The sequence below is a fragment of the Nonomuraea endophytica genome (genome assembly GCF_014203235.1).
Taxonomy (GTDB): Bacteria; Actinomycetota; Actinomycetes; order Streptosporangiales; family Streptosporangiaceae; genus Nonomuraea; species Nonomuraea endophytica.
The window spans coordinates 246,925-273,297 of the sequence record NZ_JACHIN010000013.1 but is presented as its reverse complement, the minus strand read 5'-3'; the positions used below and the strand labels follow the sequence as shown (position 1 = coordinate 273,297).

Here is a 26,373-nt window from a genome sequence, read left to right as displayed (position 1 = left end):
CGTGACCGTTGCCCCTGAAGGCCGAAAGCTCCTCCGCTTGGAGGTGCGCAACGCCGAGACCCCTATCGAGCGCAAGCCCCCGTGGATCAAGACCAAGCTGAAGACGGGCCCCGAGTACACCGAGCTCAAATCGCTCGTGCGCCGGGAGGGCCTGCACACGGTCTGTGAAGAGGCGGGCTGTCCCAATATCTACGAGTGCTGGGAAGATCGCGAGGCGACCTTCCTCATCGGCGGCGACCAGTGCACCCGCCGGTGCGACTTCTGCCAGATCGACACGGGCAAGCCCAAGGAATATGACAGGGACGAGCCGCGCAGGGTCGCCGAGTCGGTCCAGCAGATGGGCCTGCGCTACGCGACCGTGACCGGCGTCGCCCGTGACGACCTGCCCGACGGCGGCGCCTGGCTCTACGCCGAGACGGCCAGGCAGATCCACACCCTGCTGCCCGGCTGCGGCGTCGAGCTGCTGGTGCCCGACTTCAACGGCGACCGCGACCAGTTGGAGGAGGTCTTCTCCAGCGAGCCGGAGGTGTTCGCGCACAACGTCGAGACCGTGCCGCGCATCTTCAAGCGGATCAGACCGGCCTTCCGGTACGAGCGTTCGCTCGGCGTCATCACGATGGCCCGCGAGGCGGGGCTGGTGACCAAGTCCAACCTGATCCTGGGCATGGGCGAGGAGCGCGAGGAGATCGTGCAGGCGATGCGCGACCTTCACGAGGCCGGCACCGACCTGCTCACGATCACGCAATACCTGCGGCCCACGCCGCGCCACCACCCGGTGGAGCGCTGGGTGAAGCCGGAGGAGTTCGTGGAGCTGCAGGCCGAGGCCGAGGCGATCGGCTTCGCCGGTGTGCTGTCGGGTCCGCTGGTCCGCTCGTCGTACCGGGCGGGCAAGCTCTACAAGCAGGCGATCGAGGCGCGGCAGAGCGCCTGATCCAGCCGGCCGGAAACCGCGTCCCTCACCGAGGGGTGCGGTTTTTTCGTGCCCTCTATGTAACGCAAAGGTAACAAACCTAGCTCTCGGTCGGTTTTCTGGTTAACACTGACGGGGTGGATTTCGACGAACTGATCAACAAGCTGGATCTCAGCACCAAGATCCGCCTGCTCACCGGGGCCGACATGTGGTCGCTGCCCGCGATCCCCGAGATCGGGCTCGACCGGCTCGTGATGAGCGACGGCCCGATCGGCGTACGCGGCGAGCAGTGGAGCGCCGTGGACCCGTCGATCGCCCTGCCCAGCCCCACCGCGCTGGCCGCGACGTGGGACGTCGACCTGGTCAGGCGGGTCGGCAGGCTGCTCGCCCAGGAGGCCCGGCGCAAGGGCGTCCACGTGCTGCTGGCTCCGACCATCAACCTGCACCGCACGCCGCTGGGCGGACGGCACTTCGAGTGCTTCTCCGAGGACCCGTTCCTCACCGGGGAGGTCGGCGCGGCCTACGTCGAGGGCGTCCAGGACGGCGGGGTCGGCACCACGCCCAAGCACTTCGTGGCCAACGACTTCGAGACCGACCGCTTCACCGTCAACGTCAAGGTGCCCGACAAGGTGCTGCGGGAGATGTATCTGGCGCCGTTCGAGCGGGTCGTGCGGGCGGGCGCGTGGGGTCTCATGAGCGCCTACAACTCGGTCAACGGCACGACCATGACCGAGCACTCCGACCTGGTCAACGGGGTGTTGAAGGACGAGTGGGGCTTCGACGGGTACGTGGTGTCCGACTGGACGGCGGTGCGCTCCACCGAGGCGGCCGCGCTCGGCGGCACCGACGTGGCCATGCCCGGTCCGAACGGGCCGTGGGGCGAGAAGCTGGAGGCCGCGGTCCGCGAGGGGCGGGTGCCGGAGTCGGCCGTGGACGACCGGGTCCGCCGCATCCTGCGGCTGGCTCAGCGCACCGGCGCGCTCGGCGGGGGCGCGGGCCGTACCGGCGGATCGGTGGACTCGATCGACGGGGTGGCGCTCGCGCGCGAGGTGGCCGCGCGGTCGTTCACGCTGCTCAGAAACGAGGGCGCGGTGCTGCCGTTCGCGGGCGTGCGGACGCTCGCGCTCATCGGGTCGGCGGCCGACGAGGCGCGGATCATGGGCGGCGGCAGCGCCCAGGTCTTCCCCGACCGGATCGTCTCGCCGCTGCAGGGGCTGAGTGAGCGGGACGGCGTCGAGGTGCGCTACGCGCTGGGCACCGACCCCCGGCTGCGCTTCTCGCCGCTCAACGCCCCCGCCACCGCGCTCTTCCTGGACGGCGAAGGAGAACTGCTGGCCGAGGCGGCGGTGCCGATCGCCGAGGCGCGCTGGGTGGGCCAGCCGCCGGCGGGCGTGGACCTCGACCGGCTGGCCGCGGTGGAACTGCGCGCCGGCTACACGGCGGACGTCGCCGGGGAGCACCAGTTCTCGGTCACGGGTGTCGGCCGCTACACCTTCACGATCGACGGCACGACCGTGTTCGACGACGCGATCCTCTTCGAGGGCGACGACCCGGGGGCCGCGCTGCTGCACGCGCCCGAGCGGCGCTTCACGCACGTGCTGGAGGCCGGCCAGAGCGTCGAGCTGTCGCTGCGCCAGCACGAGGTGGCCAGCTTCGCCGGGATGACGCTGATCATGTTCGCGATCGGGCACGCCAACCCGTCGGCGGGCGAGGACGAGCTGCTGGCCGAGGCGGCGCGGCTGGCCGCCGAGAGCGACGTGGCCGTGGTGGTGGCCTCGACCACGCTGGAGGTGGAGAGCGAGGGCTTCGACCGCAAGGACCTCAAGCTGCCCGGCCGCCAGGACGAGCTGATCGCCGCCGTGGCCGCGGCCAACCCGCGCACGGTGGTCGTGGTCAACGCCGGCTCCCCCGTCGAGATGCCTTGGGCGGGTGACGTGGCGGCCGTGCTGCTGACCTGGTTCCCCGGTCAGGAGGCCGGGCTGGCGCTGGCCGACGTGCTGTTCGGCGACGCCGAGCCGGGCGGGCGGCTGCCCACGACCTGGCCGGTGTCGCTGGAGGACAGCCCGGTGGTCGACGTCACGCCGCGGGACGGGGCGGTGCCGTACGACGAGGGCGCCTTCATCGGCTACCGGGGCTGGGAGAAGTCCGGGCGGGCTCCGGCCTTCTGGTTCGGGCACGGCCTCGGGTACACGTCGTGGACCTACGACGCCGTGGACGCCAACACCGAATCGGTCACGGTTTCCGTCACCAACACCGGTGAGCGGCGCGGGCGGGAGGTCGTGCAGGTGTACGTGGCTCCGGCCGGGCCCGGTGAGCGGCCGGCGCGCTGGCTGGCCGGGTTCGCGGTGGTCGAGGCGGGACCCGGGGAGACCGTCGTGAGCACGGTTTTCCTGCCCGAGCGCACGTTCCAGGAGTGGGGCGAGGACGGCTGGACCACCGTGCCCGGCGCGTACACGGTCGAGGTCGGAGCCAGCTTCGCCGACCGGAGGCTGACGGCGGACATCAGCGTCTGAGACCGAGAAAAAGGGGCGTGCCCGGTTTGGGCGCGCCCCTTTTGTGTGGTCACGTTTTCATCTCAGGGGGCTGGGCTTTGTATCCTTCAGAGCATGGCAACCGCAGAAGAGAAGCCGGGGCGTATCAAGCAGCTCCGCATGATCGCGCAGATCATCAAGCAGGCCAACCCCAAGGGGCTGCCGATCGTCTTTCTCTCGGCGGTCGCCACCCTGGCCGTGGCCGTCGTCATCGGCCTGGTCATCGACCAGCTGATCTATTCGATCATCCTCGGCATCATGCTGGCCTTCACCGTCGGCCTGGTGGTCTTCGGCCAGCTCGCCCAGCGGGCCCAGTACTCCATCCTGCACGGGCAGACCGGCGCCGCCGCCGCGGTCCTGCAGGGGATGCGCGGCAACTGGCAGGTCACCCCGGCCATCTCGGTCAACCGCGACCAGGACCTGATCCACATGGTCGTCGGCTTCCCCGGCGTCGTGCTGGTCTCGGAAGGTCCCGGCAACCGGGTGGCCAAGATGCTCACCGCGGAGAAGAAGCGCCTGTCCCGAGTGGCGCTCGGCATCGAGATCTACGACCTCCAGTGCGGTGACGGCGAGGGCCAGATCCCGCTGGCCAAGCTGCAGCGGCACATCATGAAGCTGCCGCGCAACCTGAAGAAGCCCGCGGTCAACGAGGTCAAGGACCGGCTGCGCTCGCTGCCCAAGAACATGCCGCTGCCCAAGGGCCCGATGCCCAAGGGCGCGCGGGTCCCGCGCGGCCCCAAGATGCGCTAGTGCTGTCGCAGTCGTCGCGGGCCAACCGCTGGTGGTGGGACGGCAACGCCGACGACTACCAGGTCGAGCACGGCCCCTTCCTCGGCGACGCGCGGTTCGTGTGGTGCCCGGAGGGTCTCGACGAGGCCGACGCCCGGCTGCTGGGCGAGGTGCGCGGGCGCGAGATCCTGGAGATCGGGTGCGGGGCCGCGCAGTGCGCGCGGTGGCTGGCCGGGCAGGGCGCCCGGGTGGCCGCCTTCGACATCTCCCACCGGCAGCTGCGCCATTCCCAGCGCATCGACCTGGAGACCGGGGTGACGGTTCCGGCCGTCCAGGCGGACGCCGAGGCGCTGCCGTTCCTCGACGCCCGGTTCGACCTGGTCTGCTCGGCGTTCGGGGCGCTGCCGTTCGTGGCCGATCCGGCTTCCGTCTTCCGTGAGGTGCGCCGGGTGCTGCGGCCGGGCGGGCGGTTCGTCTTCTCGGTGAGCCATCCGATCCGGTGGGCGTTCCCCGATGATCCCGGGCCTCGGGGGCTGACCTCTGACCGGTCGTACTTCGACCGCACGCCGTACACCGAGACCGGGGAGCGCGGCGAGGTCACCTACGTCGAGCACCACCGCACGCTGGGCGACTGGATCGGGTTCATGGCCGCGGCTGAGCTGCGGATCGACGGGCTGGTCGAGCCCGAGTGGCCGCCGGGGCACGAGCGGGTGTGGGGTGGCTGGAGCCCGTTGCGCGGGCGCAACCTGCCCGGCACCGCGATCTTCAGCTGTAGCGCCTAGCCATGGCGTGGAAGACCGCCTTCGGCTCCCAGCGGGTGTCGTCGAGCATCCTGACCACGCCGTAGGAGCCGAGGTCGGCGGCGTTCTGGCGGGTGTAGCCGGCGAAGGTGAACCACAGCGCGGTGTCGACGCCCTCCCGCTCGAAGACGTCCATCAGGTCCTCGAGGTAGCGGACCTGCTCCTGCTCATCGGGTACGGCGTCCGCGGGCGGCTGCCAGGCCATGCCGCCGAGCAGACCGGCGCCCTGGTAGGCGCAGGTGCCGAACTCGGTCACCACGACCGGCTTGCCGTGGCGGGCGTGCGCGCGGATCTCCTCGGGAAAGCTCTCCTGGTTGTACGCCGCGCGGTAGGCGTCGACGCCGACCAGGTCGAACGGCGTCCAGTCGATGGGCTCCCACGGCGCGCTGGCATAGGTGACCGGGCCGTCGAAGTGCTTGCGGACCGTCTGGGCCGCCTCGGCCAGGAAGGCGTCGAGCCGCTCGATGATCGGGCCGAGGTCCTCCCACCAGGCGCTCTCCTCGTCGGCCATCAGCTCCAGGCGCTCCGAGTAGGTGTCGCCGGGCATGAACCCCTGGCCGAAGGCGCTGGTCTCGCAGCCGGTGACCAGGATCGTCCGGCCGTCGAGCGCCTGGGCGCGGCGGGCGCACTCGGCGTAGAGGTCGAGCATCTCGGCCGTGGACAGGTCCACCGGGAACGGCGCGAAGTAGACCTCCAGCCCGGCCGCGACGGCCTCCTCGGCCGCGACGCTCAGCCGTTCGGGATCTCTGCCGGACACGCGTACGGCCGTGCAGTGCAGGTCACCGGCGATGACCCGCATGTCGGAACGGGCCGTCTCCCGGTCGAACACCGCTCGGGTGCCGGGCTCCGGCAGGAAGCCGGTGTCGTAGTTGATGCCTTTCCTCATGTCCCATGTCCTCTTTCCAGCAGGTCGAAGGCCCGGTTCACGTCGGGACGCAGCGACTCCCCCGCCTCGCGCAGGCTCATGCCGCCGGCCAGGCGATCGAAGAAGGCCTCCTGCAGCAGCAGGATCGTCGCGGTGATCTGGGCCGCCATCAGGTCGGCGGTGAGGTCGTCGGCGGGCAGGTGCCAGGTGTCGCGGCCGCTGAGGACCATGGCCAGGGCGGCGCGCTGGCCGTACTGGATTTCCTGCATGGCGGCGGTCAGCGTGGGGCTGGCGATGATCACTTTCATCCTGGTCATGAGCTCCGGGATGTCCACCTCCGCCTCCAGGTGCTCGGCGAAGAGCAGGTAGTGCTCGCGCAGGGCGCCCAGGGGGGTCTGGCCGCGGCGGCGGCAGCCGACGACGCCGGCGACGTCCTCTTCCACGCCGTCGAGGACCAGGGCCTCCTTGTTCGGGAAGTAGTTGAACAACGTCACCTTGGCCACGCCGGCGGCCTCGGCGATCTCGTTGACCGTGACGGCCTCGAAGCCTCGTTCGGCGAACAGGCGCAGCGCGGTGTCGCCGATGTGCTTGCGCCGCTGCGCCTTCTTCTCCTTGCTCACCCCGACCATGAGAGGAACGATAATGCGTACCGGGTTCAAAAGTAAACCCGGTATGGATTCGCGGATCGGCCATTGACAACGTTGTCTTTTCGGTTTCTTCTGGTGACAACGTTGTCAGGGAGGCTTGTATGCGCAGAACGCATCTGGCGGTCGTGACGGCCGTCGCCGTGGCGGTGTTCGCGGGGTTATCCGGGGTGGCGGCGGCCGATCCACCGCCGTCACCGCTGCCGTCGGACGCCCCGTCCGCGGCCCCCACCCATCCGGCTCCGCTCGACGAGCAGCCCTCGGCCCAGCGGCCGGCGGGACAGAGCCGGGTCAGCGCGGCGCCGCCAGGGGCGCTGTTCCACTCCTCCTTTGAAACGGGGCAACCCCAGCCCGACTGGGTCAACACGCCCGAGGAGGGCAGGCCGGGCGACGGGGTTACCGGGAGTAGCACGGGCGGGATTCCGGGCAACATCACCGACGAGATCGTCGAGGTGGCGGCCAGCGGCGAGTACTCCCAGGCCGGAGAGGTCAAGGAGAACCTGCTCGACGGGGACGTCAACACCAAGTGGCTCGTGTTCACCTCGACCGGCTGGGTCTCGGTCAAGCTGACCAAGCCGATCAAGGTCGTCCGTTACGCGCTGGCCAGCGCCAACGACGCGGCCGAGCGGGATCCGCGCGACTGGGCTCTGGAGGGATCCCAGGACGGGCGGAGCTGGACGGCCGTCGACACCCGTGCGGGCGAGGTGTTCGACGCACGGCTGAAGACGCGGGAGTTCGAGGTGGCGAACGCGGCGCCGTACCTGCACTATCGGCTGAACGTGACCCGCATCGGGTCCGGCGGGATCGTGCAGCTCGCCGAGCTGCAGTTGTCCGACGGGGACACGACGCCGAAGCCGCCCTCGCCGATGCGCAGCGTGGTCGGGCCGGGGCCGGGCAGCGGGTTCGCGGCCAAGCTGCGCGCCGGGTACACGGGGCTGCAGGCCTTCCGGTACTCGGGCAGCACCACGCGTGAGCAGGGCGGGCGGGCCACCAACAAGGTGTTCGACACCGACATCGCGGTGGCGGCCGACACCGAGCTATCCTACAAGATCTTCCCCGAGTTCACGGGGGCGTCTCTCGCCTATCCGAGCACCTTCGGCGCGGTGGATCTGGCCTTCGACGACGGGACCTACCTCAGCGACCTCAGGGCGGCCGACCACCACGGGATCACGCTGAACCCGCGGGCCCAAGGGGTTTCCAAGACCCTGTACGCCGACCAGTGGAACCACAAGAAGGTACGCGTCGGGGACGTGGCCAAGGGAAAGCGGATCAAGCGCGTCCTCGTGGCCTTCGACGCGCCGGTGGGACCGCTGTCGTTCAAGGGATGGCTGGACGACGTCACGCTCGCCCCGGCCGACGACGGCAAGCCGGGCAGCGTGGCGGACTACGCGCTGACCACCCGGGGCACGCACTCGACGGGCGGTTTCTCACGGGGCAACAACTTCCCGGCCACGGCGGTGCCGCACGGGTTCAACTTCTGGACCCCCATGACCGGGTCGGGGTCGAACTCGTGGCTGTACGAGTACCACCGCAACGGCAACGCCGACAACGTGCCGACCATCCAGGCGTTCGCCGCCTCGCACCAGCCGAGCCCGTGGATGGGCGACCGGCAGTCGTTCCAGGTGATGCCGTCGCTGCTGGCCAGGCCGAACGCGGACCGGGTGGCCAGGGCGACGCCGTTCTCGCATGACAGGGAGACGGCGCGGCCGTACTACTACGGGGTGGACCTCCTGAACGGGATCCGCACCGAGATCGCGCCCGCCGACCACGCGGCGGTCTTCCGCTTCACGTTCCCGGGTGACGGCGGCAGCCTGATCTTCGACAACTACAACAACGACGGCGGGCTCACCGTCGGCGCCGACGGCGTGGTGACCGGCTTCACGGACGCGCGCAGCGGACTGTCCGCGGGCGCGACCAGGATGTTCGTGTACGCCACGTTCGACCAGCCCGTCACCGCCGGTGGCAAGCTGACCGGCGCGGGCCGCGACAACGTCACCGGCTACACCGCCTTCGGCGCCAAGCAGGTGACCATGCGCATCGCCACCTCGTTCATCAGCGTGGAGCAGGCGCGGCTGAACCTGGCCGAGGTCGCCGACGGGTTCGAGCCGGTGAAGGCGCGGGCCAAGCGGGCGTGGGAGGACAAGCTGGGCGTGATCGAGGTGGAGGGCGCCTCGCATGACCAGCTCACCACGCTCTACTCCAACCTGTACCGGTTGTTCCTGTATCCGAACTCGGGCTTCGAGAACACTCCGCAGGGGCCGAAGTACGCCAGCCCGGTCTCGCCTCTGGCCGGGCAGAACACGCCCACGCAGACCGGGGCGAAGGTGGTGGACGGCAAGATCTACGTCAACAACGGGTTCTGGGACACCTACCGCACCACCTGGCCCGCGTACGCGCTGCTGTCGCCCCAGGCCGGGGAGCTGGTGGACGGCTTCGTCCAGCAATATCGCGACGGCGGCTGGATCGCGCGCTGGTCCTCGCCCGGCTACGCCGACCTGATGGTGGGCACCAGCTCGGACGTGGCCTTCGCCGACGCCTACACCAAGGGGGTGCGCGGGTTCGACGCCAAGGCCGCCTACGCGGCGGCGCTGCGCAACGCGACCACGGTGCCGCCGAACGCCTCGGTGGGCCGCAAGGGCATGGCCACGTCGGTCTTCCGCGGGTACACGGCGCTCAACGAGGTCGGCGAGGGCCTGTCGTGGGCGGTGGACGGCTACATCAACGACTTCGGCATCGCGGAGATGGCCAAGGAACTGGCCAAGACCGCCACCGGGGCCGAGAAGACGAAATATCTCGACGAAGCCGAATATTTCGGCAATCGGGCGCTTAATTACCTGAACATGTGGGATCCCGCCACCGGCTTCTTCCAGGGCCGCGACTCCACCGGCAAGTGGCGTCACACCAAGGACACCTACGACCCCCGCGTCTGGGGCTACGACTACACCGAGACCAACGGCTGGAACATGGCCTTCCACGCGCCGCAAGACGGCGTGGGACTCGCCGGCCTGTACGGCGGCCGCCCGGCCCTGGCCAAGAAGCTCGACGACTTCTTCACCAGCCCGGAGACCGCCACCTTCCCCGGCTCGTACAACGGCGTCATCCACGAGATGCGCGAGGCCAGGGACGTGCGCATGGGCCAGTACGGCCACAGCAACCAGCCCAGCCACCACATTCCCTACATGTACAACTACGCCGGGCAGCCGTGGAAGACGCAGGCGAAGGTCCGCGAGGCCCTGTCCCGGCTGTACCTCGGCAGCGAGATCGGGCAGGGCTACGCCGGTGACGAGGACAACGGCGAGATGTCGGCCTGGTACCTCTTCGGCGCGCTCGGCTTCTACCCGCTCCAGATCGGCAGCCCGCACTACACGGTCGGCTCGCCGCTGTTCACCAAGGCCACGGTCCACCTGCCGTCGGGCCGGGACCTGGTGATCAACGCACCGGCCAACAGCGCGAAGAACGTCTACGTCCAGGGGCTCAAGGTCAACGGCAAGGCGTGGTCGTCGACGTCTCTGCCGCACGACGTGCTGGCCCGCGGCGCCGTACTGGACTTCGCGATGGGACCCGAGCCGTCCACCTGGGGAGAGCCGCTGAACTCGATCACCCCGGACGGCGCGACGCCGCGCCCGCTGCGTGACATCCCGGTGAGCGGCGGCCCGGCCGCGCTGTCGGACGACACCTCGGCCACGACCGCGCAGCTGTCAGGCCCGGTCACGCTCCGCGCGGGCACCAGGGAGAAGGTCTCCTTCTACACGCTCACCTCGGGACAGACCGGGCCGTCGTCGTGGACGCTGGAGGGCTCCCTGGACGGCGCCACCTGGACCGTCGCCGACCGGCGGCAGAACGAGCCGTTCACCTGGTCCCGCCAGACCCGCCCCTTCAAGATCGCCAACCCGGGCCGTTACGCCCACTACCGCCTGACAGCCACCGGAACGCTGGCCGAGCTGGAACTCCTGGCCCAGCCCGACCCCCCCTGCACCCAGACCGTGACCGGCACCCGTCCCGGCCCGCTCACGGTGAGCTCCGGCGTCACCTGCCTGGCCGCCGGGGCGAAGGTGTCGGGACCGGTGACCGTCCGCAGGGGCGCCAGCCTGTACGCGCTGGACTCGGCCACGATCGGCGGCCCGCTGAGCGCGGCCGGCGCCGAAACCGTGGCACTGCTCGGCACGTCGATCGGCGGCCCGCTCGCCGCGACCGGCGTGGCGGCGCTGTCCCTGGAGGCGGTGACCGTCGGCGGACCGGCGGCGCTGACCGGCAACACAGGTCCGCTGATCGCCGCCTCGGCCGTCCGCGGGCCGCTGACCTGCACGGGCAACCAGCCACCCCCGACGGCCAACGGCCTGCCCAGCACCGTGGGCGGGCCGGTCACCGGGCAGTGCCGTTCACTCTGAACCGCGCTCGGCTCATCCGGCGAACGGTGTGGGCGGGACTCCCCCGCCCACACCGGTCACCGCCAGCAAGGACCCGCCGTCGGGCGCGGCGGTGGTCACGTAGAGCGTGTCGCCGCCGAAGGCACAGCTCGTCGGGCGGGCGCAGGGCGTCTCGACGACCGTGTCGAGACGCCCTTCAGGCGTATAGCGGTGTACGGCGGCGCCGTCCCAGACCGCCACCCACACACAGCCGTCCACGTCGACGGCCAGACCGTCGGGCAGCCCGCCCCTGACCTCGGCCACCACGCGCCTGCAGGTGATGCGGCCGTCGTGGGCGTCGAAGGCGTCGAGGGTGTGGGTGGGGGTGTCGACGTAGTACATGGTCCGGTGGTCCGGGGCCCAGCCGAGGCCGTTGGAGCAGGTAACGCCGGTGAGCTCGGTGGTGGCACGGCCGTCGGGGGCCACCCGGTAGAGGGCGGCCGTGCCGGGGCGGTCGGTGCACATGGTGCCGATCCAGAAATGTCCCCACGGGTCCACGGCACCGTCGTTGAACCTTGTGTCCGGCGGCAGATCCCACCATCCCAGGGGCACGCCCCCGGGCTCCAGCGTGAGCCGGTCACCCCGGGCCACCACCAGACCCCCGCCGCGCCGCGTGGCGATCGCCGTGACCATCCCGCCCCGAGGATCGGCCCCCCGCCCTCCGGAGTCCCCGCCCCGAAACCCCGCAGCTGGGCCACCCGCGCCCGAGGACCCCGGGCCGGAGGACTCCACGCCTTCGAGATGGCCAGGGGCGAAGGGGTCGGTGAGCGAGCTTTCGGGAGAGGAGGTCATGCGGCCGAGGGACGGGGAGGTGGCCGAGCCGAGGAACGAGGAGGCGGCCGAGCCGGGAGAGGGGGAGGTGGCCGAGGCGTGGGAGGGAGAGGTGGACGAAGCGGGAGAGGTGGGAGAGGTGGAAGAGGCGGGAGAGGTGGGGGATGTGGGGGTGAGGGAGGTGGTGGGGGTGGGCGGAGTGGAGGTGGTTGTGGTGGGGTTGTAGGTGTGGATCTGGCCGGTGGGGAGGTCTACCCAGAGCAGGCGGCCGTGGGTCTGGTCCCAGATCGGGCATTCCGCCAGTTCGGCCGTGCCCGGGACCACGATCTCCGCGCGGAGGCGCCTCACAGGGAGTTGCGGTAGGGCGGCATGAAGCGGAGCCGGGGCATCTGGTCGGCCAGTACGCCGCCGTCCACCACGAGGGTGGCGCCGGTGACGTAGCGGGCCTGGTCCGAGACCAGGTAGCGGACCGCCCCTGCCACGTCCTGCGGCGTGCCGTACCCGCCGTGGAGGGGGATGCGCTCCTCCCACGCCCGCTCGAAGGCGGCGCGGTCGAGGGGGAAGTCGCCGTCGATGGGGGTGGCGATCATGCCGGGGGCGACCGCGTTGACGGTGATGCCGTGCGGGCCGAGTTCGGCGGCGAGCGATTTGGTGGTGAGTTCCAGGGCGGCCTTGGAGGCGTTGTAGTGGGCGAGTCCGGCCTCGGCCATGAGGCCGTTCTTGGAGGAGATGTTGACGATCCGGCCCTGGACGCCGTCGGCGATCATGTGTTCGGCCACGCGCTGCGCCAGGAAGAAGGGGGCCTCGCTGTTGACCCGCATGACCCGGCGCCACTCCGCGACGGTGATCTCGTTGAAGTGGCGCAGCGAGGCGATGCCCGCGTTGTTGACGAGGACGGCGATCGGGCCGTGCTCGCCCCGGACGCGGTCGACGAGGGCGGCGATGGCCTCGGTGTGCGCGAGGTCGAAGGCGTAGGAGGGCGGGGGTTCGGCGCCGGGCAGGTCGATGGTCACCACGCGGAGCCCGGCCGTGACCAGGTCGGCGGCGATCGCCTGGCCCAGGCCGCGGGCGGCGCCGGTGACCACGGCGAGTTCGGTGCTCATGACAGGCCCAGCAGGTCGAGCGACGGGCGGTGGATGAGCTTCTCGATCTCCTCGCGGTCCAGGGGCGGCAGGCCGGGGATGCCGGGCACCTCGCCCACCGCGCGCAGGCCGTCCACGGAGGCGTTCACCGTGGTGAAGGGGTAGTCGCTGCCGAACAGCAGCTTGTCCCACACGCCGTAGTCCTGGACCAGCCGCAGGCTGTGCCAGAGCTGGAAGGGCCGGTAGTGCAGGGCGGAGACGTCGGCGTAGACGTGGCGGTGTTTGCGGATGACCGCGATGCACTCCCCCTCGTACGGATGGCCGAGGTGGGCCAGGACCATCCGCAGCCCGGGATGGCGGATCGCGACCTCGTCCAGGTGGACGGGCAGCGCGTAGCGCAGGGGCGCGGCCGAGACGAACGTGGTGCCGGTGTGCACGAGCAGGGGGAGGCCGTGGGTCTCGGCGTAGGTGTAGAGGTCGTCGAGTGCCGGGTCGGCGGGATCGAATCCGGCGTACATCGGCATGAGCTTGATGCCGCGCAGGCCCAGGTCCTGGTGGCCGTGGACAAGTTCGTCGCGCCAGCCGGGCTGGGTGGGGTCGAGCGCGAGGTAGCCGATGAGGCGGCCGGGGCGGGCCGCGGCGTAGGCGGCCACCTCGGCGTCGTCCACCCACAGGCCGGACCGGCGCGCCTTGCCGCCGACGACGATGGTGGTCGTGTCCCCGGGCGCGCTGGCCGCGTAGTCGGCCCAGCGGACGGTCAGGTCCACCTCTCCCCCGTGGGCCCTGGCCGACTCGGCGGCGAACGGGTCGCCCAGGTCGCCGGGGCAGGAGAACAGGTGCGAGTGGACGTCAACGATCACGCTTTTCCCAGCCTTCGGCGAACATGTTCCAGAAGCGGTGGGACGGCGGGTGCTCGGCGAAGACCTCGTCGACCAGTTCGATGCCGAGCCCCGGCTGCTCAGGAATGCCGATATATCCGGACTCGACGGGCAGTGCGCCCCGCACCGCGTCGTGGACATGCGGGTCCACCATGCCGTCGAACGTCTCCAGGATCAGGAAGTTCGGCATCCCGAGCACCGCGTGCACGCTGACGGTGGTGCAGACCGGCGAGTTGGAGTTGTGCGGCGCGACCAGCATCGCGTGCACGTCCGCCTGCGCCGCCAGCTTCCTGACCTCGGTGAACCCACCGGCCATCGACAGGTCGGGCTGGATGATGTCCACCGCGCCGGTCGCGAACAGCCGCGCGTACTCGTAGCGGTTGTGGAAGTGCTCGCCGCCCGAGATCGGCATCGTGGCCCGCTGCCGAAGCTCGGCGTAGCGCTCGATGTGGGTCCAGGGCAGCGGCTCCTCGAACCAGCCGAGGTCGAACGGCTCCAGCTCCCGCACCAGCCGCTGGGCGGTGGGCATGGCGAAGCGCGCGTGCCCCTCCACGAACAGGTCGGCATCGGGTACGGCCGCGCGCACGGCCGCCACGATCTCCACCGACAGCCGCAGCTCCTGCCGGGACAGGGACCCCAGCCCGGCCCCGAACGGGTCGAACTTCAGCGCGGTGTAGCCCCGGGCGGCGACCTCGCGGGCCTTGGCGGCGAACGTCTCGGGGTCGCGCTCGCCGGTGTACCAGCCGTTGGCGTACACCCGGACGCGCTCGCGGCAGGCGCCGCCGGTCAGGCGGTAGGCGGGGACGCCGAGCGCCTTGCCCATGATGTCGTAGAGCGCCTGGTCGATCCCGGAGACCACGATCCCGCCGACGTCGCCGCCGCGCAGGAAGTCGCCCTGGTACATGCGCAGCCAGATCTCCTCCACGTCGAAGGGATCGGCGCCGATCAGGTGGCGTTCGGCCATGGACTCGGCCAGCGAGCACGTCTCGCGGCCCCGGTAGGGATGGGTGATCTCGCCGACACCCGACAGTCCCTCGTCGGTGTGGACGCGCACGTAGGAGAAGTCCCGCCACGCGGTGCCGAGCGAGAGGGTTTCCACGCGGCTGATGCGCCCGGCCGGTCCGGTGGGGCGGTTCTTGTCGACGGTCAGCATCAGCGGGCCCCGCCCATCGTGCTGGCGCCGCTGAGGTCGAGCTCGGCGCCGGTGGCGAGCTGGGCGCCGGCGGCCAGGGCGGCGGCCTCCAGCAGGTGGTCGACGTCGGCGTCGGTGTGGGCGTAGGAGACATGGCTGCGCTTGAGGTTCAGCGGCAGCTCGAAGATGCCGTGGTCGAGCAGCCGGCGCCGGTAGCCGATGAACATGCTGGCATCATTGCGCAGCAGGTCGTCGTAGGTGCGGGCGGGTCCGTCCATGAAGTACTCGACGAAGACCGAGCCGTATCCGGTCACCAGCGAGGCGACGCCCAGCGAGGAGAAGACCTCGGCTAGGCCGGTGCGGATGCGCTCGCCCAGCCGGAAGACGTGCTCGTGCACCGGCTCGGACCGCAGCTTGCGCAGGGTGGCCAGCGCGGCGGCGACCACGGCCGGGTGGCCGTTGTAGGTGCCGGCGAAGAAGGCGGGCCCGCCGGGCCGGGAGCTGAACAGGTCCATGAGGTCGGCGCGGCCGCCGAGCGCGCCCACCGGGTAGCCGTTGGCGATGGCCTTGCCCAGGGTGGTCAGGTCGGGGGTGATCCCGCTGATCGCCTGCCAGCCGCCGAGGTGGTGGCGGAAGCCGGTGATCACCTCGTCGAAGACCAGCACGCTGCCCGCCCGGGTGCACTCCTCGCGCAGCGTGCGCAGGAACTCCTGCTCCGGCAGCAGGCAGCCGACGTTGTGCGGCACCGGCTCGACGATGACCGCGGCGATGTCGGCGCCGTGCTCGGCGAAGGCCTGCCGTACCGCGTCGGCGGAGTTGAAGGGCAGCACGAGCGTCGCGTCGAGCACCTCGGGCAGGATCCCGGCGGAGATGGGGTCCTTGCCGCCCACGCGGTCGGGGGCGGAGATCACGTTGAGGCTGACCGCGTCGTGCCAGCCGTGGTAGCAGCCCTGGAACTTGACCACGAGCCGCCGCCCGGTGGCCGCCCTGGCCACGCGCAGCGCGTGGAAGGTGGCCTCGCTGCCGGTGCTGGTCAGCAGCACCTGCTCGACGCTCGGGACGAGCTCGGTCAGCGCCTCGGCGAGCTCGACCTCGTCCTCGGTGACGCCCACCCCGCACAGGTCGACGGTACGGCCGGCCTCGGCGACGGCCGCCGAGACGTCGGGGTCGTTGTGGCCGAGCAGGGGCGGGCCGAAGGCCGCGTGGTAGTCGACGTACTCCCGGCCGTCCCGGTCGCGGAAGCGGGCGCCACTGGCCTGGGCGATGACGAGGTCGCCGAGGCCGGGGACGTTGCGCTGCCCGCTGTTGACGCCGCCGGGGATGACCCGGCGGGCGCGCTCGGAAAGGACACGCTGATTCAAGATCTCTCCTCGAAGCATGCAGGTCGCGGCCCAGCCCGGCCGCGGCGAGCACTGACGATCCACCGCTGATGTGCATTTGCCGAACACTGTTTGGCATAACCGAACAGCTTGGAAGGACCATAAACAGCCCAAGGCCTGGGTGTCAACGACGAACTCCGCTACGCTGTTCGGTTGTGACGAACACTCCTGCTGAGGATTCGCGATATTGGGTGCGGAGCGTGGCCCGCGCCGCCGAGGTTCTGGAGGCCCTGAGCAAGAGCGACGGGGGCGTGAGCGTGACCGACCTGGCCGCCGCCTGCGGGCTGAGCAAGAGCGCCGCGTTCGCGACCCTCTACACGCTGCGCCAGTACGGGCTGGTGGCCGACGACGGCGAGGGCATGAACCGCCGCTACCGGCTCGGCATGGCGCTGGCCAGGCTCGGCTCCCGTGCCCAGGACCAGCTCAGCCTGCGCGACGTGGCCCGGCCGGCGCTGGTCGAGCTGACCCGGCAGACCGGGATGAACTCCCGCCTCGCGGTGCCCGACGAGGGCCAGGCGGTCGTCGTCGACCAGGTCAGCAACGGCGAGCGCATCCAGGTCGACCTGCGCATGGGCACCCGCGAACTGCCCCACTGCACCGGCCTGGGCAAGGCGCTGCTGGCCGAGATGACCGACGAGGAGGTGACGGCGCTGGCCGGGCGGGTCGGCCTGCCGTACCGGACGGGACACACGATCACCGACCTGACGGTGCTGCTCGCGCACCTCAAGATGGTCAGGGAACTCGGCTACGCGGTCGACGACGAGGAGGACGCCGACGGGATCTTCTGCATCGGCAGTGCGCTGCGCGACCACACCGGCGCCTGCGTCGGCGCGATCAGCATCACCTCGCTGAAGCGCGACCTGCCGGCCTGGCGTTATCAGGAGCTCGGCCGCCAGGTCAGGGCCACCGCCGAGCGGATCTCGGGGGAACTCGGCGCTTGACAGAACCCTCGGACGCTGTCTAGCGTCCACGGCTAATCGTTTCGGGCGCATCACTGGCTCCCGCCGCCGCAGCCCCGGCGCCGGGAAGTACGGCCAGCAGCACCGCCGCCTGCACGCCTCAATGCGTGTCGCCCGGCCTTCCACCCCCTTTGAGGCCTGAACCATGAAACAGGTGGCCAGTGTCGCGCGCCTTCTCACGCTCGATGCTTCCAAGCTCGCCGACGGCACGGTGCTCCGTGTCGCCGGCTACCGCGCCGCGGGCGACGGCGGCGGCATGCTCGTCCGATGGGACGCGCGCTCGACCGCCCAGGCGAACGGCGGCACCGTCCTGGGCACGTCCAGGAAGGGCCGCTGGCTGCAAATTCACGACGGATGCCTAGATTTCCGGAAATTTGGCATCTTCGACGCCAAGACCCCCGCAGACGCCGCACTCGACGCCATGGTCAACGACCCCGGCGTCACCCGGATCGAAGCCCGCACCGACCTGAACTTCACCAAGCGGCACGTCTTCCGCCGCTCGGGCATCGTGCTCGACTTCGGCGGCCACCTGATGACCACCGAGGGCATCGAGAAGAACTCCCATGACAACCCCTTCGGCGCCGTCCTGTTCTTCCAGGGCGAGCGGACGAAGACCATCCGCGTCCACAAGCTCACCGCCGTCCTGCCCGATCTGTCCGACGTCTTCGAGGTGGGCGACTCGGCCGGCTTCGAGATCGGCCAGTGGTGGGCGGTCGAGGTGGACGCCCTGTCCGGGACGTACGAGCGTGAGCTCCAGCGCCTGGTACAGATCACGCAGGTCGTGGACGGCTCCCACGTCCGCGTGAACTACAAGAACGGCTGGGAGCTAGCTCCCGGCCGGTCGCTCACCTGGACGCGCGTAATACCGGTCGAACGCGTCCAGGTGAGCGGCCTCCGCTTCACCGGCGTCCCCGGCGGCGACCAATACACCGGCTCCCACCCGCTGGCCTACGAGTACGCGGTCCACTGCGACGTCGCCGACGTCCACGCCGAGGGCTCCTTCTGGCCGGTGATCATGCGCCGCTGGTGCACGTTCTTCCGTACCGAGCGGTGCGGGCTCAAGAACCCGCCCACGGTCATGTACGGCGGCGCCGGCTACCTCACCCAGCAGATCTACTGCCTCTACGGCCACGTGGCCGACTGCACCACCTCCAACGTCCGCCACCTCAACGACTTCACCGCCAGCGCGTACTGCACGGTCGAGAACTGCCACGGCGACGGCGACGACGAGGGCGGCAACCCCTTCACCACCCACGGCCAGTACGAGCACGACCTGGTCTTCACCGGCAACTCCGGCCTCATGGACCTGGCCAACAGCGGCGCGCTGTGGGGCACCAGCGCCAAGCGGATCACGGTCAGGAAGCACCTGTGCTCCTGGTTCGTGGCCGGAACCAAGATCACGGACCTGACGCTTGAGGACGTCAGGGTCATCCCCCGCTCGACGTTCGACCCGGCGGGAACGCTCCAGGTGAACGCCGACGGCCTGCAGATGCGTGGCTGCTCGGCGAAGACGTTCGCGATCGGCCAGCGCTCCGGCCGCTCCACCCGGCCCAACGTGATCGAGGGCTGCTCCTTCGAACTGCCCAAGGGCCAGGTGGTCGTGCAGACGCCGGTCACGAACGCGGTGCACTTCAAGGACTGCGTCTTAACCGGCCTCGACGGCGCGACCATGCGCGGCGCCGGCCCGCTCACGTTCACGGACTGCGTCCTGGACGGCGCCGGCCCCCTCCTGCTGGGATCAGCGAGCATCACGGTCAGGGGCGGGCGCATCACCGGCACCCCGATCCAGCTCACCGCCGTGCGCGACCAGATCCTCAGGCTGGCCGGCGTGGAGCTCGACGACTCCCCGCTGACCAGGGCGGACGGCCCCGGCGCCATCACCTGGGAGCTGGCCGGCGTGCGCAGCCGGGCCGAGCGCTCCCACCTGGAGCTGACCGGCGGCAAGAACCGCTACCTGGCCACCGGCTCCGCCTTCACCGGCGGCACGCTGACGCTGACCGGGGCCGCCGAGGTCCTGCACACCGGCTGCGCCGAGGACGGCGTCGAGCGCCGGTTACCGCCGTCGGGCCCGCGCGTGCTGGTCAGCCACACCATCACGCTCTGAGCCGATCACCCCCCACTCCTAGCAAGGAACCACCCATGGAACGTCGTGACATCCTGCGCGCCTCCGGCCGGGCAGCCGCCGGCACCCTCCTGCTCGCCCAGCCGGCGCAGGCCGATCCGGGCAAGAAGCCCAAGGACGAGGTACGCGCTGTCGCCACCGTCGCCGAACTGCTCGCCTACGGGGCGGCGAAGCTGGCCGACGGCACCCTGACCCAGGTCGCCGGCTACCGCTCCCCCGGCGACGGCGGCGGCATGCTGGCGCGCTGGGACGCGAACTCCACCGCCCCGGCCAACGGCGGCACCGTCCTGGGCGCCGCCGGGAAAGGCCGTTGGCTCCAGATTCACGACGGATGCCTAGATTTCCGGAAATTTGGCATCTTCGACGCCAAAACACCCGCAGACGCCGCACTCGACGCCATGGTCAACGACCCGAGCGTCACCCGGATCGAAGCCCATACCGACCTGAACTTCACCAAGCGCCACACCTTCTCCCGCTCCGGCCTGGTGCTCGACTTCGGCGGCCACCTGATGACCACCGACGGCATCGAGAAGGCCGGCGCCGACGACCCCTTCGCGGCCGTGCTGCTGTTCCGCGGCAAGGTCACCGAGACCAAGGTCACCCACAAACTCACCCAGGTCATGCCCGACCTGTCGGACGTCTTCGAGGTCGGCGACTCCGGCCGGTTCAAGGTCGGCCAGTGGTGGGCGGCCGAGGTCGACCAGGGCGCCGGCCGCTGGGAGAAGGAACTGCAGAAGCTCGTCGAGGTCACGCAGATCGTCAGCCCCACGCAGATCCGGGTCAACTACAAGAACGGCTGGGAGCTGAAGGCCGGCCGGAGCGTCACCTGGACGCTGGTCGATCCGGTCGCCCGGGTCCACGTCCGCAACCTGCGCTTCCGCGGCGTCGTGCCCGGCGACCAATACACCGGCTCCCACCCCCTCGCCTACGAGTACGCCGTCCACTGCGACGTCGAGTCCATCCACGCGGAAGGCGCGTTCTGGCCGGTGATCATGCGCCGCTGGGCCACGCACTTCCGTACCGACCGCTGCACGCTGAAGAACCCGGCCAGCGTCACGTGGGGCGGCGCCGGCTACCTCACCCAGCAGATCTACTGCCTCTACGGCCACGTCGCCGACTGCCACGTGTCCAACTCCCGCCATCTCAACGACTTCACCGCCAGCGCGTACTGCTACGTCGAGAACTGCCACGGCGACGGCGACGACCAGGGCCCCTTCGTCACCCACGGCCAGTACGAGCACGACCTCACCTACACCGGCAACTCCGGCCTGATGACGTTCGCCAACTCCGGCGCAGCCTGGGGCTCGGCGGCCAAGCGCATCACGGTGCGCAAGCACGTCTGCTCGTGGTTCGTGGCCCGGGTGAAGATCACCGATCTGACGCTGGAGGACGTCCAGGTCATCGGCAAGCCCTCGCTCAACGGCTCGGGCATGATCTGGGTCAACGCCGACGGCGTGCAGATGCGCGGCTGCTCGGCCAGCCACACGCTGATCGTCTCGCAGCAGTCGAAGCTGTCGGGCCGCCCCAACCTCATCGAGGGCTGCGCGTTCACGCTGCCCGCCAAGAGCGAGATCGTCCAGGCCGGCGTCACCAGCCCGGTGCACATCAGCCGCTCGGTCCTGAACGGCCTGGACGGCAACACGTTCAACGGCGCGCAGACGGTCTTCACCCACGTCGTCTTCAACGCCGCCCAGAACGCCGCGCCGCTGACCCTCGCCGGCTCGGCGACGCTGACCGGCTGCACGCTCAACGGCCTCGGCCTGCGCGCCGCCGGCAAGGCCGACCAGCGCCTGCGGCTCGACGGCGGCACGGACATCTCGGGCGAGGGCGCGGGCGCGCTGCTCTCCCGCGCGGAGCCGGCCGGCCTCGTGTCCTGGGAGCTGTACGGCATGCGCAGCCGTACCACCGGAGCCCACGTCCTGCTGGAGGCGGGGCGCAACCGCTACACCGCGACCGGCAGCCAGTTCAGCGGCGGCAAGCTCACGATCAAGCAGTTCGAGCTGGTCCAGCACACCGGCAACGTCGAGGAGGCGGTGACCAGGGAACTGCCGCCGGACGGCCCGAAGGTCCTCACTTCCGGAAATTTGGTGATTTAGGTGCGGAAAGTCACGCTGGCCATCGCGGGAGCGGGCAACAGGGGCCAGACCTACGCCTCCTGGATCGCCGCCCATCCCGGCCGGGCCGAGCTCGTCGCGGTCGCCGACCCCGATCCGGCCAGGCGGCGCGCGATCGGCGCGCTGAGTCCCGGCGTCCAGGAGTTCGACGACTGGCGGGACCTGCTCAGCGAGAGGGTGGCCGACGCGGTCATCCTGTCCACGCAGGACCGCCTGCACGTCGAGCCCGCCATCGCGCTGGCGGGCGCGGGCTACGCGCTGCTGATGGAGAAGCCGCTGGCCCCCACCGAGGAGGAGTGCCGGCGCATCGTGCGGGCGGTGTCGGAGTCGGGGGTGCTGTTCGCGGTCTGCCACGTGCTGCGCTACACGCCCTACACCGAACTGGTGAAGCGGGTCGCCGGCAGCGGGGTGATCGGCGAGATCATGAGCGTCGAGCACCTGGAACCGGTCGGCTGGTGGCACCACGCCCACTCCTACGTGCGCGGTCCCTGGCGCAGCGAACGGCTGGCCAGCCCGATGCTGCTCGCCAAGTCCTCGCACGACCTCGACTGGCTCACCTACGTCACCGGCCGCCGGATCCGGCGGGTCTCCAGCTTCGGCTCGCTCGGCCACTTCCGGCCGGACCGGCGCCCGGCCGGGGCCGCCGACCGCTGCCTCGACTGCCCGATCGAGCCGGTCTGCCCCTACTCCGCGCCCGGGCTCTACCTGAACCGCGGCTACGACTGGCCGACCAGCGTGCTCGGCGGCACCGAGGCCGAGGTCATGGACGCGCTGCGCACCGGCCCGTACGGCAGGTGCGTCTACGCGAGCGACAACGACGTGGTCGACCACCAGGTGCTGGCCATGGAGCTGAGCGGCGGGGCCACGGCCACGTTCACGATGTCCGCCTTCACCGAGCAGACCCACCGGCAGACGAAGATCTTCGGCACCCACGGGCGGCTGATCGGCGACGGCGAGTCGGTGGAGGTGCTCGACTTCCGCGACAGCCGTACCACCAGGTGGGAAGGCGCGAGCAGCGGGTCGAACGCGGGCGACGGCCACGGCGGCGGCGACGCCGGCGTCATGGACGCCTTCGTGAGCGCGCTGGCCACCGGCGACCGCTCGTTCGTGCGCTCGGACCACACCGAGTCGCTCCACAGCCACCTCGCGGTCTTCGCCGCCGAGCGGGCCCGTCACACCGGCACGGTCGTCACCGTGCCCCATGCCTGAAAAGCCCGAATCATAGAAGAGGAACGATCATGCGACCTCGCGCACTGGCAGCCGCGCTGCTCGCCGTCGGAACGCTCGCCGCCTGCGGCGGGTCCGGCGGCGACGGCAAGCAGACCGTGACCATGTGGATCTACCCGATCATCGCCGACCAGGCCAAGCACCAGGCGTTCTGGGACGGGCAGGTCAAGGCCTTCGAGTCGGCCAACCCGAATGTCGACGTCAAGGTGGAGATCTACCCGTGGGCCAAGCGGGACGAGGCGCTGTCCACGGCGATCGCCGGCAACAAGGCGCCCGACGTGGTCTACCTCATCCCCGACCAGCTGCCCAAGTACGTGAAGACGCTGGAGCCGGTCGACTCCTACCTCGCCGACAAGGCCGGCTACCGGCCCAACGCGCTCCAGGCGGTCACCGTGGACGGCAAGGCCATGGGCGCGCCCGTCCTCATGTCGGCCAACCCGCTGGTGTGCAACCAGAAGGCCTTCGACGCCGCCGGGATCAAGGACTTCCCCAAGACGTGGGAGGACGTGCTGCGCCTGGCCCCGCAGTTCAAGGCCAAGGGCGTGGACGTCACCAACTACTGGGCCGACCCGGCCGCGACGCTCAACCAGTCGTTCTACCCGCTGCTGTGGCAGGCCGGCGGCGACGTCTTCACCGCCGACGGCAAGGCCAGCGCGTTCGGCGGCCCCGAGGGCGTCAGGGCGCTGACCTTCCTCAAGCAGCTCGCCGACGGCGGCTATGTGGAGAAGGACCTGCTGACGGGGCTGCCCAAGTTCGAGCAGACGCGCACCGCCCAGAACAAGGTGGCCTGCACCTGGCAGCAGCTGCCCGCCGACGTCGAGTCGTTCTGGGGCAAGGAGAACATCAAGGTGGTGCCCCCGCTGACCGGCGCCAAGCAGGTCGCCTACGGCACGGTCGGCTCGCTGAGCATGCTCAAGGCGAGCAAGAACAAGGAGGCGGCGGGCAAGTGGATCTCCTTCGCCACCGGGGCCGAGCCGAGCAAGGCGTTCAACCTGGCCTCGGGCTTCTTCTCGCCGCGCACCACGACCGGCGCCCTGTACGCCGCCGACCCGGTCCAGTCCGAGGTGGAGAAGACGCTCGACCTGACCACGGCCGGGCCGCTGCACGACAAGGCCCGTGACGTCATGGGCGTGCTCGCGCCGGAGATCCAGGCCGCGCTCATCGGCAAGAAGACGCCCGAGCAGGCGCTGGCCGACGCGGCCAAGGCCGCCGACGCCCTGCTGGGCCGATGAGGTTTACGCTGCGCTGGGAGGCGCGGACCGGACTGCTGTTCGTCCTGCCGTGCCTCCTGCTCTTCCTGGCCTTCCGCTTCGGCCCGTCGATCGCGGGCGTGCTGCTCGGCTTCTTCGAGTTCGGCATCGGCGACAGCCCGGCGTTCACCGGCCTGGACAACTTCCGCCGCATGGCCGGCGACCCGGTGTTCTGGGACTCGCTGCAGGTCACGCTGATCTACACCGTGCTCTACGTGCCCGTCTCCATGGCCGCCTCGGTCGGCATGGCGCTGCTGGTGCGCCGCTCCTTCCGCGGCGCGCGCTTCTTCCGCTCGGTCTTCTTCCTGCCGGTCGTCACCAGCCTCGTGCTCGCCGGAACCGTCTTCACCTGGCTGTTCTCCTCCGAGGGTCCGATCACCAAGCTGACCGGCCTGTCGTGGCTGGCCTCGCCGACGCTGGTCCTGCCCGCCCTGGTGATCGTCTCGGTCTGGTCGAGATTCGGGTACGGCATGCTCATCGTCCTGGCCCGCCTGCAGGATCTCCCCCGCGAACTGGAGGAGGCGGCGCTGTCCGACGGAGCCTCGACCTGGCAGCGCTTCCGCCACATCGTCCTGCCCCAGCTCCGCCCGGCGCTGTTCTTCGTGGCCGTCATCGAGACGACGACCTCCTTCCAGGTCTTCGACCTCGTCTACGTGATGACCGGCGGCGGCCCCGCGCACGGCAGCTTCACCCTCGTGATGGCGCTGTACGAGCAGGGGTTCAAGAACTTCGAGTTCGGCTACGCCAGCGCGATCGGCGTCGCCCTGTTCGTCATGACCCTCGTGGTGGCGCTCATCCAGCGCCTGATCATCGGGAGGAGCAAGTGACCATGCTGGCCACGCGGCCGCCCGCCGTACGCTCGAAACATCCGTCCTACAAGGCCCTGGAGCCGTCACGCGGCGGGAAGATCGCCCGGATCGTGCTGCTGGCGATCGCGACGCCGGTGACGCTCTTCCCCTTCTACGCGATGGTCGTGCTGTCGCTGAAGCCGGGCGCCGCCGTCACCTTTCCGCAGAGCATGCTGCCCTGGCCGGTCGACTTCAGCGCCTACGGCGAGGTGCTCGGCGGGCGCGACCTGCTGAAGTGGACGTTCAACACGCTCGTCTACTCCGTGGTGAGCGTCGTGGCCGTGCTGCTGCTGGCCTCGCTGGCCGGGTACGCCTTCGCCAAGAAGCGTTTTCCGGGGCGCGAGCCCATGTTCTGGTCGTTCCTGGCGATGGTGATGGTGCCCTACCACGTCACGCTGATCCCGACCTTCGTCCTCATCGCGCAGCTCGGCGGCGTGGACACCTACTGGGGGCTGATCCTGCCCACACTCGCCAACGCGCAGGCGGTGTTCCTGATGCGGCAGTTCATCATGGGGCTGCCGGACGAGCTGTTCGAGGCGGCGCGGCTCGACGGGGCGTCCGAGTGGCGGATCTTCACCAGGATCGTGCTGCCGCTGTGCAAGCCGATCCTGGCCACGCTCGGGGTCTTCGTCTTCCTGTGGCACTGGAACGACCTGCTGTGGCCGTTGATCGTGGGCGGCAGCGCGGACATGCGGACGCTGACGGTCGGCATCGCCTCGCTGCATCAGGAGAACGTGCCGCTCAGCGTGGTGCTGGCCGGGGCGACGGTGGCGTTCGTGCCGATCTTCGCCGCGTACCTGGTCGGGCAGCGCTACTTCACCGAAGGCGTCACGATGTCGGGGATCAAGGGCTGATGGGCGGCCCCGAGGGCGGGATGATCAGGACGGCCCGCCCCGGCGACCGCGACGCGCTCTACGCGCTGTGGGCGGCGTGCTTCGACGCGCCGCACATCGTGCCGTTGTACGAGAGCGACCCCGGCCGCCACGAGCGCACCTTCGTCGTGCCCGGCCCCGGCGGCCTGCTGGCCTGCGTCTACTACCTGCCGCGCCCGATCCGCGACGGCCGCGGCGGGGTGCTGCGCGTGGGCGGCGTCGCCAACGTCGCCACCCGCCCCGACGCCCGCGGGCAGGGCCACGTCCGGCGTCTCCTGGCCGCCGCCGTGGCGGCGATGGCCGCCGACGGCTGCGCGTGGTCGCTGCTGTTCACCGGCACCCCGGCCGTCTACTCCGGCTGGCGCTCGTTCGAGCTGCCACTGGTCAGCGGGCCGCTGGCCGTTCCCGGCGGGGTGTGCGCGCCGCTGCGGGCCGCCGTGCCCGAGGAGCTGGCCGGCCTGCACGAGGCGCACAACCGCCGCCGTCCGCTGACCACCGTCCGCGACCCGGCGCACTGGCGGGTCAGGGTGCCGCTCTGGTACGGCGAGCTCCTCCGCACCGGGGACGCCTACGCCGCCGTGCGCTGGCACGCGGACGAGCTGGAGATCCTCGAGGTCGCCGGGGACCTGGAGACCCTGCTGCCGGCGCTGGCCGGTGAGGCCCTCCGGCGCGGGATCCGGCGGGCGCGGGCGCGGCTCGCGTGGGACGATCCGGCGGTGCCGTACCTGCTGGCGAGCGTGCGGCGGGACAGCGATCGGACGGGGATGGCCCGCGCGGTGCTGGCCGACCCGGACCCGGTCGTGCGGGCCCCGGGCGCGGCCCACTGGCCCGCCGACTACTTCTGAGCTACATGT

General features: G+C 70.6%; 21 protein-coding genes. 14 read left to right on the top strand and 7 right to left on the bottom strand.

The window, feature by feature from the left end:
- Position 1 precedes the first annotated feature (1 nt).
- From lipA to HNR40_RS39495, 4 genes are all read left to right on the top strand, one after another.
- Positions 2-931: a lipoyl synthase gene (gene lipA, locus HNR40_RS39510; protein ID WP_184970785.1), complete on the top strand. Its 930-nt coding sequence runs from the start codon at positions 2-4 to the stop codon at positions 929-931.
- A gap of 116 nt (positions 932-1,047) precedes the next feature.
- Positions 1,048-3,423 (top strand): beta-glucosidase family protein, encoded by a 2,376-nt coding sequence (locus HNR40_RS39505; RefSeq protein WP_312896677.1) that lies wholly within the window; start codon positions 1,048-1,050, stop codon positions 3,421-3,423.
- Positions 3,424-3,516: 93 nt separating this feature from the next.
- A complete protein-coding gene (locus HNR40_RS39500; protein WP_184970783.1) occupies positions 3,517-4,191 on the top strand; it encodes a DUF4191 domain-containing protein in 675 nt (224 codons plus the stop codon).
- Positions 4,191-4,952 (top strand): class I SAM-dependent methyltransferase, encoded by a 762-nt coding sequence (locus HNR40_RS39495; RefSeq protein ID WP_184970782.1) that lies wholly within the window; start codon positions 4,191-4,193, stop codon positions 4,950-4,952. Before HNR40_RS39500 ends, HNR40_RS39495 begins: the two co-directional genes overlap by 1 nt.
- Here HNR40_RS39495 and HNR40_RS39490 read toward each other — a convergent pair.
- Both HNR40_RS39490 and HNR40_RS39485 read right to left on the bottom strand, forming a co-directional pair.
- Positions 4,936-5,856, bottom strand: coding sequence for a glycoside hydrolase family 113 protein (locus HNR40_RS39490; RefSeq protein WP_184970780.1), 921 nt, complete (start codon positions 5,854-5,856; stop codon positions 4,936-4,938). The genes HNR40_RS39495 and HNR40_RS39490 overlap by 17 nt on opposite strands.
- Complete coding sequence (locus HNR40_RS39485; RefSeq protein WP_184970779.1) at positions 5,853-6,464, bottom strand: TetR family transcriptional regulator; 612 nt, start codon at positions 6,462-6,464, stop codon at positions 5,853-5,855. Before HNR40_RS39485 ends, HNR40_RS39490 begins: the two co-directional genes overlap by 4 nt.
- A 119-nt stretch (positions 6,465-6,583) precedes the next feature.
- On the opposite strand from HNR40_RS39485, the gene HNR40_RS39480 reads away from it, so the two are divergent.
- Positions 6,584-10,867, top strand: a complete 4,284-nt coding sequence (locus HNR40_RS39480) for a GH92 family glycosyl hydrolase (RefSeq protein ID WP_184970777.1) — start codon at positions 6,584-6,586, stop codon at positions 10,865-10,867.
- 12 nt (positions 10,868-10,879) lie between these two features.
- Here HNR40_RS39480 and HNR40_RS53915 read toward each other — a convergent pair whose 3' ends face one another.
- Complete coding sequence (locus HNR40_RS53915) at positions 10,880-11,518, bottom strand: SMP-30/gluconolactonase/LRE family protein (RefSeq protein WP_221341371.1); 639 nt, start codon at positions 11,516-11,518, stop codon at positions 10,880-10,882.
- A gap of 130 nt (positions 11,519-11,648) precedes the next feature.
- Here HNR40_RS53915 and HNR40_RS53910 point away from each other — a divergent pair, with 130 nt between their 5' ends.
- Positions 11,649-11,882 (top strand): hypothetical protein, encoded by a 234-nt coding sequence (locus HNR40_RS53910; protein ID WP_221341370.1) that lies wholly within the window; start codon positions 11,649-11,651, stop codon positions 11,880-11,882.
- A gap of 118 nt (positions 11,883-12,000) precedes the next feature.
- Here the strand turns inward: HNR40_RS53910 and HNR40_RS39470 are convergent, their stop codons facing one another.
- The 4 genes from HNR40_RS39470 to HNR40_RS39455 are packed head-to-tail and all read right to left on the bottom strand — an operon-like array spanning position 12,001 to position 16,109.
- Positions 12,001-12,759 (bottom strand): SDR family NAD(P)-dependent oxidoreductase, encoded by a 759-nt coding sequence (locus HNR40_RS39470; protein ID WP_184970773.1) that lies wholly within the window; start codon positions 12,757-12,759, stop codon positions 12,001-12,003.
- A complete protein-coding gene (locus HNR40_RS39465; RefSeq protein WP_184970771.1) occupies positions 12,756-13,598 on the bottom strand; it encodes an amidohydrolase family protein in 843 nt (280 codons plus the stop codon). Before HNR40_RS39465 ends, HNR40_RS39470 begins: the two co-directional genes overlap by 4 nt.
- Positions 13,588-14,769: a mandelate racemase/muconate lactonizing enzyme family protein gene (locus HNR40_RS39460; RefSeq protein ID WP_184970769.1), complete on the bottom strand. Its 1,182-nt coding sequence runs from the start codon at positions 14,767-14,769 to the stop codon at positions 13,588-13,590. Before HNR40_RS39460 ends, HNR40_RS39465 begins: the two co-directional genes overlap by 11 nt.
- Positions 14,769-16,109 (bottom strand): aspartate aminotransferase family protein, encoded by a 1,341-nt coding sequence (locus tag HNR40_RS39455; RefSeq protein WP_221341369.1) that lies wholly within the window; start codon positions 16,107-16,109, stop codon positions 14,769-14,771. Before HNR40_RS39455 ends, HNR40_RS39460 begins: the two co-directional genes overlap by 1 nt.
- Before the next feature lie 218 nt (positions 16,110-16,327).
- Here HNR40_RS39455 and HNR40_RS39450 point away from each other — a divergent pair, with 218 nt between their 5' ends.
- The 8 genes from HNR40_RS39450 (at position 16,328) to HNR40_RS39415 (ending at position 26,364) form a co-directional block, all read left to right on the top strand.
- A complete protein-coding gene (locus HNR40_RS39450; RefSeq protein WP_221341368.1) occupies positions 16,328-17,068 on the top strand; it encodes an IclR family transcriptional regulator in 741 nt (246 codons plus the stop codon).
- A gap of 172 nt (positions 17,069-17,240) precedes the next feature.
- A complete protein-coding gene (locus HNR40_RS39445) occupies positions 17,241-19,190 on the top strand; it encodes a putative phage tail protein (RefSeq protein ID WP_221341367.1) in 1,950 nt (649 codons plus the stop codon).
- 35 nt (positions 19,191-19,225) lie between these two features.
- Entirely contained in the window at positions 19,226-21,304 is a 2,079-nt protein-coding gene (locus HNR40_RS39440) for a putative phage tail protein (RefSeq protein ID WP_221341366.1), read from the top strand.
- Positions 21,305-22,531 carry a Gfo/Idh/MocA family protein gene (locus HNR40_RS39435; protein WP_184970762.1) on the top strand — a complete coding sequence of 409 codons (1,227 nt, stop codon included), beginning with the start codon at positions 21,305-21,307 and terminating at the stop codon, positions 22,529-22,531. It begins immediately after the preceding gene.
- 29 nt (positions 22,532-22,560) lie between these two features.
- Complete coding sequence (locus tag HNR40_RS39430; RefSeq protein ID WP_184970761.1) at positions 22,561-23,781, top strand: ABC transporter substrate-binding protein; 1,221 nt, start codon at positions 22,561-22,563, stop codon at positions 23,779-23,781.
- The gene (locus HNR40_RS39425; RefSeq protein WP_184970760.1) at positions 23,778-24,626 is read left to right on the top strand and encodes a carbohydrate ABC transporter permease; all 849 of its coding nucleotides are present in this window, start codon (positions 23,778-23,780) and stop codon (positions 24,624-24,626) included. The genes HNR40_RS39430 and HNR40_RS39425 overlap by 4 nt, the downstream gene beginning before the upstream one ends.
- Positions 24,627-24,628: 2 nt before the next feature.
- A complete protein-coding gene (locus HNR40_RS39420; RefSeq protein ID WP_184970759.1) occupies positions 24,629-25,501 on the top strand; it encodes a carbohydrate ABC transporter permease in 873 nt (290 codons plus the stop codon).
- Entirely contained in the window at positions 25,501-26,364 is an 864-nt protein-coding gene (locus tag HNR40_RS39415) for a GNAT family N-acetyltransferase (protein ID WP_184970758.1), read from the top strand. The genes HNR40_RS39420 and HNR40_RS39415 overlap by 1 nt, the downstream gene beginning before the upstream one ends.
- Positions 26,365-26,373 lie beyond the last annotated feature (9 nt).